At 74.9% G+C, this 11,369-nt stretch carries 10 protein-coding genes and 1 pseudogene; 4 read left to right on the forward strand and 7 right to left on the reverse strand.

Going from position 1 to position 11,369, the window contains the following annotated elements; all coding sequences use genetic code 11:
* The 3 genes and pseudogenes from MY520_RS27140 to MY520_RS27150 form a co-directional block, all read right to left on the reverse strand.
* Positions 1 to 204: pseudogene (locus MY520_RS27140) on the reverse strand (hypothetical protein); the annotation flags it as partial.
* Positions 201 to 2,519, reverse strand: a complete 2,319-nt coding sequence (locus tag MY520_RS27145; protein WP_436695811.1) for a DUF6049 family protein — start codon at positions 2,517 to 2,519, stop codon at positions 201 to 203. The pseudogene MY520_RS27140 and the gene MY520_RS27145, both read right to left, overlap by 4 nt.
* Before the next feature lie 49 nt (positions 2,520 to 2,568).
* Positions 2,569 to 3,045 (reverse strand): NUDIX hydrolase, encoded by a 477-nt coding sequence (locus MY520_RS27150; RefSeq protein ID WP_436695812.1) that lies wholly within the window; start codon positions 3,043 to 3,045, stop codon positions 2,569 to 2,571.
* Positions 3,046 to 3,150: 105 nt separating this feature from the next.
* On the opposite strand from MY520_RS27150, the gene MY520_RS27155 reads away from it, so the two are divergent.
* Both MY520_RS27155 and MY520_RS27160 read left to right on the forward strand, forming a co-directional pair.
* The gene (locus MY520_RS27155; RefSeq protein WP_436695813.1) at positions 3,151 to 4,587 is read left to right on the forward strand and encodes a CCA tRNA nucleotidyltransferase; all 1,437 of its coding nucleotides are present in this window, start codon (positions 3,151 to 3,153) and stop codon (positions 4,585 to 4,587) included.
* A gap of 79 nt (positions 4,588 to 4,666) precedes the next feature.
* Positions 4,667 to 5,599, forward strand: a complete 933-nt coding sequence (locus MY520_RS27160; protein ID WP_436695814.1) for a hypothetical protein — start codon at positions 4,667 to 4,669, stop codon at positions 5,597 to 5,599.
* A gap of 41 nt (positions 5,600 to 5,640) precedes the next feature.
* Here MY520_RS27160 and MY520_RS27165 read toward each other — a convergent pair whose 3' ends face one another.
* Positions 5,641 to 6,891: an MFS transporter gene (locus MY520_RS27165; RefSeq protein ID WP_436695815.1), complete on the reverse strand. Its 1,251-nt coding sequence runs from the start codon at positions 6,889 to 6,891 to the stop codon at positions 5,641 to 5,643.
* Positions 6,892 to 7,086: 195 nt separating this feature from the next.
* Between MY520_RS27165 and MY520_RS27170 the strand changes: the two genes are divergently transcribed.
* A complete protein-coding gene (locus MY520_RS27170) occupies positions 7,087 to 7,674 on the forward strand; it encodes a YqgE/AlgH family protein (RefSeq protein WP_436695816.1) in 588 nt (195 codons plus the stop codon).
* A 118-nt stretch (positions 7,675 to 7,792) separates the two neighbouring features.
* Here the strand turns inward: MY520_RS27170 and MY520_RS27175 are convergent, their stop codons facing one another.
* The 3 genes from MY520_RS27175 to MY520_RS27185 form a co-directional block, all read right to left on the reverse strand.
* Positions 7,793 to 8,554 carry a hypothetical protein gene (locus tag MY520_RS27175; RefSeq protein ID WP_436695817.1) on the reverse strand — a complete coding sequence of 254 codons (762 nt, stop codon included), beginning with the start codon at positions 8,552 to 8,554 and terminating at the stop codon, positions 7,793 to 7,795.
* Between the two features lie 152 nt (positions 8,555 to 8,706).
* Entirely contained in the window at positions 8,707 to 9,786 is a 1,080-nt protein-coding gene (locus MY520_RS27180; protein ID WP_436695818.1) for an inositol-3-phosphate synthase, read from the reverse strand.
* 19 nt (positions 9,787 to 9,805) lie between these two features.
* The gene (locus MY520_RS27185) at positions 9,806 to 10,474 is read right to left on the reverse strand and encodes a PadR family transcriptional regulator (RefSeq protein WP_436695819.1); all 669 of its coding nucleotides are present in this window, start codon (positions 10,472 to 10,474) and stop codon (positions 9,806 to 9,808) included.
* Between the two features lie 155 nt (positions 10,475 to 10,629).
* Here MY520_RS27185 and MY520_RS27190 point away from each other — a divergent pair, with 155 nt between their 5' ends.
* Complete coding sequence (locus MY520_RS27190; RefSeq protein WP_436695820.1) at positions 10,630 to 11,043, forward strand: DUF5318 family protein; 414 nt, start codon at positions 10,630 to 10,632, stop codon at positions 11,041 to 11,043.
* Positions 11,044 to 11,369: the final 326 nt, after the last annotated feature.

Below are 11,369 nucleotides of genomic sequence, written 5' to 3' on the forward strand. Positions count from 1 at the left end.
CGGGGCGCCCCCGGCGGGCGCCTTCGGGTACGGCGGCGGGGGCAGCGGCAGCGGGGGCGGCGTCCCCGGGCCGCGCACCGGCGGCGGGGACGAGGGGCGCTGCCCGGCCGAGGGATCGCTGCCCGGACGCTCCGCGGCCGGCGGCGGGACCGGTGGCAGCGGGATCTGGCGCTGCCGCTCCTCGACGGGACCGTCGCCGTTCACACCGGGCTCCGCGTCGGCGGCAGCGGCACGCCCTCGGGCTCCTCGGCCGCCCCGCGGCGGCGGCGCAGCAGGAAGAGCACCAGCCGGCGCAGGAACAGCAGGCCGAGCAGGGCCCCGGCGCCGATCGTGATGATCAGCGAGATCGAGCCGTAGGCGGTGCTGCGGACCTGGAGCTCCACCGACTCGCCCAGCGGATCGCCGTCGGGGGTGGTGAGGGTCGCGACCACGCCGAACCGGCCGGACTGGCGCACCTCCGCGGGGACCTCCAGCGTCGTCCGCTGGTCGGGGGCCAGCTCCGGCGCCCCGATGTCGGAGACGGTGAGCGCGTTGCCCCGGGTCTGCAGCCGCAGCTCCACCTGCACGGCGAACGGCAGGTCGTTGTGGACGGTCAGCACCAACGGGGCGTCGGTCGAGGCGAGGCTGTAGGTGCCGTCGGCCGGGGAGAGCAGGGTGACCTGCCGGCGCAGCCCGTCGAACGTCGTCCGCAGCTCGTCGGCCGCGGCCCGGAACCCCTCCGGGTCGTCGCGCCAGGCCGCGGACGCCGTGCGCGACACCGCGGCGTCGTAGCCGGCGAGCGCGATCGCGGGGTCGTCGACGACGGCGCCGGCCAGGGCGTCGCGGATGCCGACCGCCGTGACGACGTCGGCCATTCCGTCGGGCTCCAGGCCGCCCGGCTCGGCGGGCGTCGCCAGCTCCCCGGTCGGGCGGGACGGGCCGTCGCCGAGCTGGGCGACCGTGGCCGGGCGCAGCCAGGGCAGCTGGGCCGAGGCGGCGATCATGGCGCTCACGGCGGCGGGATCGGCGTCGACCTCGCGCGGCGGGGCGACGAGGACGCTCTGCCCGGCGGCGGGGTCGGCACCGGGAGTCAGCCCCATGAGGGCCAGCTCGGCGACGTAGCGCTGCTCGACGACCCGCGCCCCCGTCGGCGTCTCCAGCACCGACCCGACCAGTCCGCCCAGCCCGCTGTCGGCGACGAGCGCGTCCAGCTGGCCGTCCCCGGTCGGCACCGTCGTCCGGGCGGCGGCGCCCCCGGTGTCCAGGCCGAGGGCGGCCGAGCCGTCGGTCAGGCCGCTCGGGGCGAGGACCACCTCGTCCATCCCGCCGGCCCGCAGCGTCGCGAGGGTGTCCGCCCGCACCGAGCCGCCGACCGCCCAGGCCAGGTCGGTGCGCGGCTCGGTCCCGAGAGCCTCCCGCACGACCTCCGCGCCGGCGCCGGTGCCCTCGCCGGCCGCGGTGGTCCCCGGGGCGTCCTCCGCCGTGCCCTCGGGGGAGCCGGGCAGGCTCCGGGTGACCACGTCGGGCAGGCCGGCGGCGGTGAGGGCGTCGGCGTCGACGTCTCCGTAGGGCAGCGCGACCACCGGGTGGTCGGCGGCGACGGCGCGCAGCCGGTCGAGGAACGCCGCGGCGTCCTCGGTGCCCCGCCCGGCGTCGTCCTCGCCGGCCACGTCGTAGGGGCCGGCGGCCATGATCTCGAGCTCCTCGACCAGCGCGGGGTCGACGGCGAGGGTAACGGGGGCCACCGGCACCGGGTCGCCGCCCTCGGGCGGGAGGGCCTCGGGCAGCCGCTCGACCGCGGCCAGCGCCCGGTCGAGCCGTCCGTCGGCGGCCACCTGCCCGGCGAGTCCGTCGTCGACGAAGTCGCCGTCGGCGTTGCGGTGGGTGCGCTCGACGAGGGGCCACAGCCACGCGACGCTGGTCAGCCCGGCCGGTTGCGCGGCCGGCTGGACGAGGAACGTGGAGACCTCGCCGACCCGCCGCCGCTCGCCGTCGGCCGCCGCGCCGTTGAGGTTGAGCAGCACGGGGTAGACGCCGTCGCGGTCGATCCGCAGCTCGTCCGTGGTCGTGGTGAGGAGGAAGGCCACCGTGTCCCCGGGCTCGAGCTCGCCGGAGACCTCCTGGAACGGCGTCGCGACGACGCTGTACGGATCGGGGTCGGCGTCGGTGCCGCGGAGCTCGGCGCGGGTGTCGACCAGCTCGCCGCGCTGCAGGCGGACGTCGAGGTCGGTGAGCGTCTCGGTGCCGGTGTTGGTCAGCGTGCCGCCGACGGTGACCACGGCCCCGGGCGTGAGGGTGCGCGGCTCGATGCGGTCGACCTCGATCTGCACCGGGCGGCCGGGGTCGCTGGTGTCGTCGTCGGTCACCGGGATCTCCTCGCCCGGTGCGGCGAGCGCCGGTGCGGCGGCGGCCAGGGTCACCAGCGGAGCGCCCAGCAGCCCGGCCAGGACGGCGCCGACCGCCGTCCGACCGCCGGCTCGCCGCCGGCGGCGGTGCGGAGCGGACCGGCCACCGGCGCGCCCGGCAGCCGACCCGATCACGACAGCTCCCCGCCGGGGTCCTGCGTCCTGCCTGGTCGCGCGGGCCGGTTCACGCGGTGTCGGCGAGGAGCGCGGGTGCCCGCTCGACCAGCGCCCGCTCGTCGGCGTACGCGAGCCGGCCGCTCAGCTCGTCGAGGGGCACCCAGGCGACCTCGGTGACCTCGATGTCGGCGTCGGACAGGGCTCCGCCGATGGCGCGGAGCAGGAAGTGGTGCACGGTCTTGTGCACGCGGCGGCCGTCGGCGACGAACCAGAAGTCGATGATCCCCAGGGGTGCGACGACCTCGCCGATGATCCCGGTCTCCTCGGCGACCTCCCGGACGGCGGTGTCCTCGGGGGTCTCGCCCTCCTCGATGTGGCCCTTGGGGAGGGACCACAGCAGCCGGCCGCGACGGTCGGTGCGCCCGATGAGTGCAGCCCGCGGCCCCGTGATGGGGTCGTCTGCCACCACGAGGCCCCCGGCGGAGGTCTCGTCGACCCGGCGCAACCGGCGGCCGGGGCGCCCGCGCCCGCCCGTCCCAGCCATGCCAGGAGGGTAGCGCGCGCCACGCCACTACCCTGGATCGTCGTGTCCGCTGAGCCCCCGAGTCGCCCTGACCCCGAGCCGGTCCCCCCGGCAGTTCAGGAGACGGTGCGGCACCTCGTCGACGTCTCCCCCGTGCTGACCCGGCTCGGCGAGCGCTTCACCGCCGCCGGCTTCGAGGTGCACCTGGTGGGCGGGTCGGTGCGGGACGCGCTGCTGGCCGCCGGCTCGGGCGGCCCGCGCGAGCCCGGTGACCTCGACCTGACCACCGACGCCCGCCCCGAGCAGGTGCTCGAGCTGCTGCGCGGGGTGGCCAGTTCCACGTGGAACACGGGGATCGCCTTCGGCACGGTCGGGGCGGAGGTGGCCGGCGTCCGGCTGGAGATCACCACCTTCCGGGCCGACCGCTACGACCGCGAGTCGCGCAACCCCGACGTCGCCTGGGGCGACTCGCTCGTCGACGACCTCGCCCGGCGGGACTTCACCGTCAACGCGATGGCCGTCTCGCTGGGACCCGACCGCGCGGTCACCGACCCGTACGGCGGGCTCGGTGACCTGCTGGCGGGCCGGCTGCGGACACCCGGCACCGCGGCCGACTCCTTCGCCGACGACCCGCTGCGGATGCTGCGCGCCGTCCGGTTCGTGGCCCAGTTGGGGCTGACGCCGTCCGACGACGTCGTCGAGGCGATGACGTCGATGTCGGGTGCGCTCGAGCGGATCACCCCCGAGCGGGTGCAGGCGGAGCTGTCCAAGACGCTGCTGCAGGACCGTCCGCGGGCGGCGCTGGAGCTCTTCGTGGCCACCCGCCTGGCCGACGTCGTCCTGCCGGAGCTGTCGAAGCTGCGCATGGAGATCGACGAGCACCACCAGCACAAGGACGTCTACGCCCACTCCCTCACCGTGCTCGACCAGGCGATCGCGCTGGAGAAGGCGGACCCGGACGCCGGGTCGCCCGACCTCGTGCTGCGGCTGGCCGCGCTGCTGCACGACGTCGGGAAGCCGGACACCCGGCGGCACGAGGCGCGCGGGCGGGTGTCCTTCCACCACCACGAGGTGGTCGGCGCGAAGCTGGTGCGCAAGCGGCTGCAGGCGCTGCGGTACTCGAAGGAGATCACCGAGTCCGTCGCCCGGCTGACCTTCCTGCACCTGCGGTTCCACGGCTACGGCCGCGGCGAGTGGACCGACTCGGCAGTGCGCCGCTACGTCACCGACGCCGGCGACCTGCTGCCCCGGCTGCACAAGCTGGTCCGCTCGGACTGCACGACCCGCAACAGGAAGCGGGCCGCCGCGCTGGCGGCGACGTACGACTCGCTGGAGCAGCGGATCGCGGAGCTGTCGGCCGCCGAGGACCTCGCCCGCGTGCGCCCGGACCTCGACGGCAACGCGATCATGGAGATCCTCGGCATCCCGCCGGGCCGGGAGGTCGGCGAGGCGTGGAAGCACCTGAAGAACCTCCGGCTCGAGCGCGGCCCGCTGGACCGGGACGAGGCCGAGGCCGAGCTCCGCGCCTGGGCACGAGCGCATGGAGTGGGATCGCAGGCGTAACGCCCGCGGAACTCCTCCATGCCGGGCGCCCTCTGGACAACGCACCGGCGTCCGCGGCGACCCGCCACACGATGTGCCGGTGCCGACGTCGTCCGTCTTCCCGCCGGGACTGGTCGTGGCTCGCCGTGAGCTCCTCCGGGAGCGGGGCATCAGCAACGACCGGATCAGGACGGCGCTGCGCACCGGCCGATGGCAGGAGCCGGTGCGCGGGGTCGTGGTCGGGCACAGTGGCGCGCTGACGCAGCGGGAGCGCTGGCTGGTCGGTCTCGCGTTCGGCGGCGAGGACTCCTGCCTGTCCCACCACAGCGCGCTGCTCCTCTGGGGTGCCCGGGCTCAGGAGCTGGCCGCCGGACGCCGGGTCGCCGGGGCCCTCGGGAACTACCGCGCCCAGCCGGAAGGCGGTCTCGTCGAGATCTCCCGCCCGCACGGGCAGCACATGTCCTCGCACGGTCTGGTCGTCGTGCACCAGAGCCGGCGGCCGCTCGAGGCGGTGGTGCTCTCAGGACTGCGGACGACGAGCGCCGCACGCGCCGCGATCGACGTGGCTCTCACCTGCCGCCGGCGGCGGGACATCGACCACGTCATCTCCGACGTGCTGCAGAGAGGGCTGGCCACGGTCGACGACCTCGTCCGGGAGAGGCGGCTGGCCGGGCGGCTGGCCGGTCGGGGACTGCGCGCCGCCCTCGCGGATGCCCGGCGCGGCATGCGCTCGGTCGGCGAGAGCGACCTGCGGCGGGTCGTCCTCGCCGCCGGTCTGCCGGAACCGGAGTGGAACGCGCCGATCGAGACGGCTGCGGGCACGTACTTCGTCGATGCGCTGTGGCGGCACAAGCGGGTGGCTGCCGAGGCCGACGGGCTCGCCTACCACCTCAGTGCACGGGACTGGGGTGCGGACCTGCGTCGCCAGAACGCCATCCACGGTGCCGGAGTGGTCCTCCTGCGCTTCCCCGTCCGGCGGCTGAGGGACGAGGAGCGGGCCTGCGGAGACGAGCTGAGGCCCCTGGTGGCGTGATGGAGGGGATTCGTTGGGGTGACGCCCGCGAATCCACTCCGTCAGCGGCTCAGGAGGGCGGTCAGGGCGTAGAGGGTGCCGACGGCGACGACGACGGCGGGCGAGACCCCCGACTCCGGCAGCAGCGCCGCCGCCGCGACCAGGGCCACCACGTAGGCCACGTTCACCAGGGTGTCGTAGACCGAGAACACCCGGCCGCGGACGTCGTCCTCGATCGACTCTTGCAGCGTGCTGTCGACGCAGATCTTCACGCCCTGGCCCACGAACCCGACCACGAACCCGGCGAGGACGACGGTCGGTGCGCGGATCGGCAGCCCGAGCGCGATCAGCAGCGGCCCGGCCGCGGCCAGCAGCAGCGTGACCCACCGCCGCCGGCCCACGCGCCGCACCGCGACCGGCGTGACGACGGCGGCCAGCAGGGTCCCGGTCGCGCCCGCCGCCAGCGCCACGCCCAGCCCGGCCAGCCCGCCCGGCACCGGTCCCTCCGCCGCCAGCGTGTTGCGGAACAGCAGCAGGGTCATCAGCGTGACGACGCCGAAGCACAGCCGGTGCACGGTGATGACGGCCAGCGCGGTCCGGGCGGGTGGACGCGCCCAGGCGTGCCGGGCACCGGCGACCATCCCGGCGACGACGTCCCGCACCGTCATCCGCGCCGCGGCGGCCGCGGCGCCGTCCGGTCCCAGGCCCCCGCGCCCGAAGCCGGCGGCCACCAGCGCCGCCAGCACGTAGGGCACCGCGGCGGCCAGCGCCATGACCGCGTAGGCGGTGTCCCCGGCCGCGGCCAGCTGCACCAGCCCGACCGCGACCGCGCCGCCGACCACCGTGGCCACCGCTCCGGACGTCGTCGCCACCGCGTTCGCCGACACGAGGGAGCCGGTGGTGTGCGGGAGGGCCGCCGACAACGCGGAGAGGACGAACCGGGCGACGGCGAACACGAGCAGGCCGGCGAGGTGGAACGGGACGCCTCCGACGCCGCCCCACACCAGCGCCGCGACGAGCCCGACCAGCGCGGCCCGCACCAGGTTGGCCCACAGCAGCACCTGCCGGCGGCTCCACCGGTCCAGCCAGACGCCGGCGAACGGGCCGACCAGCGAGTAGGGCAGCAGCAGGACGGCGAACCCCGCGGCGACGTCGACGGGGTCGGCCGCGCGCTGCGGGTTGAACACGATGGTGCCGGCGAGCGCGGCCTGCAGGACGCCGTCGCCGAACTGGGCGGACAGCCGCGTGCCGAGCAGCCGCCGGAAGTCCGGCAGCGCCAGCAGGTGGCGCACGGTCGTCCCCGCCTGCCGCACCCGGTCACCCTACGGTGGGCGACACCTCTCACAGGGTGGACGACGGGCCGCAGGAGTCGCCGGATCCGCGACGTCTGCGCCCTCCCTGGAGCGCCGTGGTGGGGCACACTGGACGCGATGACTCCCCCGCCCTCGTCCGACTCCGAACCCGGCCGGCCCGCACGGCCAGCGACGGGACGACGTCCTGCGGATGCGGTGCCCTCGCTCTCGATCGGCTCGCTGGACGACGTCTGCCCGGGCTCCCTGCTCGTGGCGATGCCGACGCTCACCGACCCGACCTTCGCGGGCACCGTCGTGTTCGTCCTCGACCACAACGAGAGCGGCACGCTGGGCGTCGTCCTCGGCCGGCCCAGCCAGGTCGAGATCCGCGACGTGCTCCCCGGGTGGTGCGACCTCGCCGTCGACCCCGGGGTGTTCCACGTGGGCGGCCCCTGCGAGACCGACACCGCCCTGTGCCTGGCGGTCTGCCCGGGTGCCACGCCCGGTGAGGACAGCGGCCTGCGCCGGGTCGCCGGCGACGTCCACCTCGTCGACCTCGACGCCGACCCCGTCGCGCTCGACGGGCAGGTGCGGGGGCTGCGGGTCTTCGCGGGCTACGCCGGCTGGTCGCCGGGGCAGCTGGCCGGCGAGATCGTCGAGGGGGCGTGGGCGTGCGTGCCCGGCTCCCCCGACGACGTGCTGAGCGAGCTGGCCGGCCCCGAGCTGTGGCGGCGGGTCCTGGGCCGGCAGACCGGCCGGCTGGCGGTGCTCTCCACCGCGCCGTGCGACCCGACGGCCAACTGAGGGTCACGACTCGGTATCGGAGTACCTGCGCCCCCGCCCCCCATCTGGTAAGAAGTGGAGCTGGAAGGGGCGGTCTGGGGAAGAGGCCGCCCCTTCCGCACGTCCCGGCCCGGTCGGTTCACAGCCCGACGGTCGCCGCGACCTCCGGGTAGGCGGTCCCGTCGACCGTCTGCTCCGCCGCCGGCACCGTGATCTCGCGCGGACCGTGGTCCGACAGCGTCACCGTCACGTCGTGCTCCTGCTCCGGCAGCCGGGTGGCGAACTGGACCAGCAGGTCGGTCGAGCTGTCGACGGCGACCGACCACCCCGACTCCGAGGCGTAGACCGCGGTGAGCTCGCCGTCGATCGACCGGTCGCCCTGCCAGGTGTAGTCCTCGCTGCGGAAGACGCCGGGGTCGTCGGCCTCTGCGGCGGACAGGTTGAGCACCAGCCGCAGCAGGACGTCGGTGAGCGGCGACTCCTCCGACGTCGCCAGGGGCCGGCGCACGTAGGCCGCCTCGGGCAGCCCGGCGGCGGCCAGCGCGTCGGTCAGGCCCGGCACGTCGCCGAACCAGACCTCGCCGGTGGTGAAGAAGAGCGTGCGGGTGTCCTCGGGGCGCGCGTCGCCGTGGGTGGTCACCGCCTGGGCCCGGCCGACCGAGCCGGAGAAGTCCACCTCGCCGGTCAGCGTCAGGACGGTGCTCTCGCCGTAGGGGGCGGTGACGACGAAGTCCGCGCCGCCCTGCTCGTGGTTGCGCAGCAGCAGGTCGGCCAGGACGCCGGCCTCCTCGACCGTCACTGGGTCCCCGGTCACGCGCTGGTCGTCGGCTCCGGAGCACCCGGTCAGCAGCGCCAGCACGACCCCCACGGCCGGCAGCAACGGGCGGCGGTGCGGGGGCATGCTGATCAGGGTAGGCAGCGCCACCTGGCGCAACGGCGACCCACGCGGGACCGGAACGCGGCAGGGCCCGCCCCACGAGGGGACGGGCCCTGCCGGACCCCCTGCAGGGTCCCGCCGCGAACCTGCGAGCGACGGGGGCAGGGGGTCCTTCTTCAGCGCTCGACGTCGCCGCGGATGAAGGCCTCGACGGCGTCGCGGGCCTCGCTGTCGTCGTACTGCACCGGCGGGCTCTTCATGAAGTACGAGGACGCCGACAGGATCGGGCCGCCGATGCCGCGGTCCTTGGCGATCTTCGCGGCGCGGACGGCGTCGATGATGATGCCGGCCGAGTTCGGGGAGTCCCAGACCTCGAGCTTGTACTCCAGGTTCAGCGGGACGTCGCCGAACGCGCGGCCCTCGAGGCGCACGTAGGCCCACTTGCGGTCGGTCAGCCACGGCACGTGGTCCGACGGGCCGATGTGCACGTTGCCGGCGCCCATGTCGCGGTCGACCTGGCTGGTGACCGACTGGGTCTTGGAGATCTTCTTCGACTCCAGCCGCTCGCGCTCGAGCATGTTCTTGAAGTCCATGTTGCCGCCGACGTTGAGCTGCATCGTGCGGTCGAGCTGGACGCCGCGGTCCTCGAACAGCTTGGCCAGGACCCGGTGGGTGATGGTGGCGCCGACCTGGCTCTTGATGTCGTCACCGACGATCGGGACGCCGGCGGCGGTGAACTTGTCCGCCCACTCCTGGGTGCCGGCGATGAAGACCGGCAGCGCGTTCACGAACGCCACACCCGCGTCGATGGCGCACTGGGCGTAGAACTCCGCCGCCTGCTGCGAGCCCACCGGCAGGTAGCAGACCAGGACGTCGGCGCCGGACTCGCGCAGCGCGGCGACGACGTCGACCGGCTGCTCGTCGGACTCGTCGACCATCTCGCGGTAGTACTTGCCGAGGCCGTCCAGCGTGGTGCCGCGCTGGACCGGGACGCCGAGCGGCGGCACGTCGCAGATCTTGATGGTGTTGTTCTCGCTGGCGACGATGGCCTCGGAGAGGTCCCGGCCGACCTTCTTGGCGTCGACGTCGAACGCGGCGACGAACTCGATGTCGGAGACGTGGTACTCGCCGAACCGGACGTGCATCAGACCCGGCACCGACGTCGTCTCGTCGGCGTCCCGGTAGTAGTGCACGCCCTGCACGAGCGAGGCGGCGCAGTTGCCGGCGCCGACGATGGCGACCTTGACAGAACCCATGGAGTTCTCCTTCTTCCTTCTAGGACCGCGAGCGGTCGGTGTTCGGACCGGGCGGGGTCCCGGTGGGAGCGTCGGGACGGGGCGCAGCCCCGTCGGTGGGTGGGGTCGGCTCGGGGCCGGACGCCGTGGTCTCGGCGCCGCCCTGCCGCTCGATGTCGATCAGTTCCGAGAGCCAGCGGACCTCCCGGTCCACCGATTCCAGGCCGTGGCGCTGCAGCTCGAGGGTGTAGCGGTCGAGCCGCTCGCGGGTCCGCGCCAGTGAGGCCCGCAGGCCCTCCCGCTGCCGCTCGACGGTGCGGCGGCGCCCCTCGAGGACGCGCAGCCGCACGTCCGCGGCGGTGTGCCGGAAGAACGCCAGGCGGACGCCGAAGGCGCCGCTGTCGTCGTACGCCTCCGGGCCGGTCTGGCTGACCAGCTCGTGGAAGCGCTCCTTGCCCTCCGCGGTGATCGTGTAGACCACCTTCCCGCGGCGACCGGTGAGCGCCGGGGCGTCGGCCGGGAGCAGTGCGCGCGGGTCGGGCTCGTCGGTGGTGACGTACCCGGCCGCGTGCAGCCGCTTGAGCGCGGGGTACAAGGACCCGTAGGAGATGCTGCGCAGCCCGCCGAGCACCTGTGCGAGCTGTTTGCGCAGCTCGTAGCCGTGCATCGGCGACTGGTGCAGCAGGCCCAGGATGGCGAACTCGAGCACGTCGCCTCCCCTTCGCGCCACGGACCGATGTATCGGGACGATACATCGGCAGGTGTCCGTCAGTACACCGGCGGGTGGACGGGAGGCGCCCGGAGCGACCGGGGCACCGCGTCGCCTCGGCTGCCGGTGTCGGCTCCGGTGCGTACATTGACGCCGTGCCCGGACGACGATCCGTCGTGGACTACTCGCTGCAGCGGCGAGCCGTGCTCGCCGACGTGTACGCCGGACGCACGGGGCTCTTCGAGGTCTGCGACGCCAGTCCCTACCTCACCCGGGCGGCCAAGTACCACGGCGAGGCGACCGACGTCGCCTGTCCGGTCTGCCGCAAGGACCGCATCACGCTGGTCAACTACGTCTACGGCGAGCACCTCGGCCCCACGGCCGGCCAGGCCAAGACCCAGGCCGAGCTCGCCCGGATGGACGCGATGCAGGAGGAGTTCTCCGTCTACGCCGTCCAGGTGTGCCGCGGGTGCGGGTGGAACCACCTGGACTGCTCCTACGTCCTGGGTGCCGAACCCGACCCGAGCCGCCAGCCCCGCCGGACGCGTCGCCGGGCTGCGACGGAGTAGTCCGCGTCACTCCTGGGAACATCGAGGACCCTGGTACGGCGTTGTCCTGGTGGGGCCCGGCTGCTCGCTGCCGCGCCGCGGGTCCTCCCCGCTCCCACAGCTGAAGACGCCACCCTGGGCTTCTGCACGACTACCGTCGGTGAGAGCCCACTGAGACGAAGCCAGAGAGGGGCCCCTTTTCGTGCCTCCCCACGACGAGACCACACCGGTCGGGCCGCAGGGCGGCCCGCCGCGGCGGCCGGAGCCCGGCCGCCGCGCGATCGGTGGGAGCGGCGCACGGCGGCCATCGGCCGACCGTGGGGGCCGCACGGCGGCGGCCCGCAGCG

This window comes from Geodermatophilus sp. CPCC 205506, assembly GCF_051383635.1.
Lineage (GTDB): Bacteria > Actinomycetota > Actinomycetes > Mycobacteriales > Geodermatophilaceae > Geodermatophilus.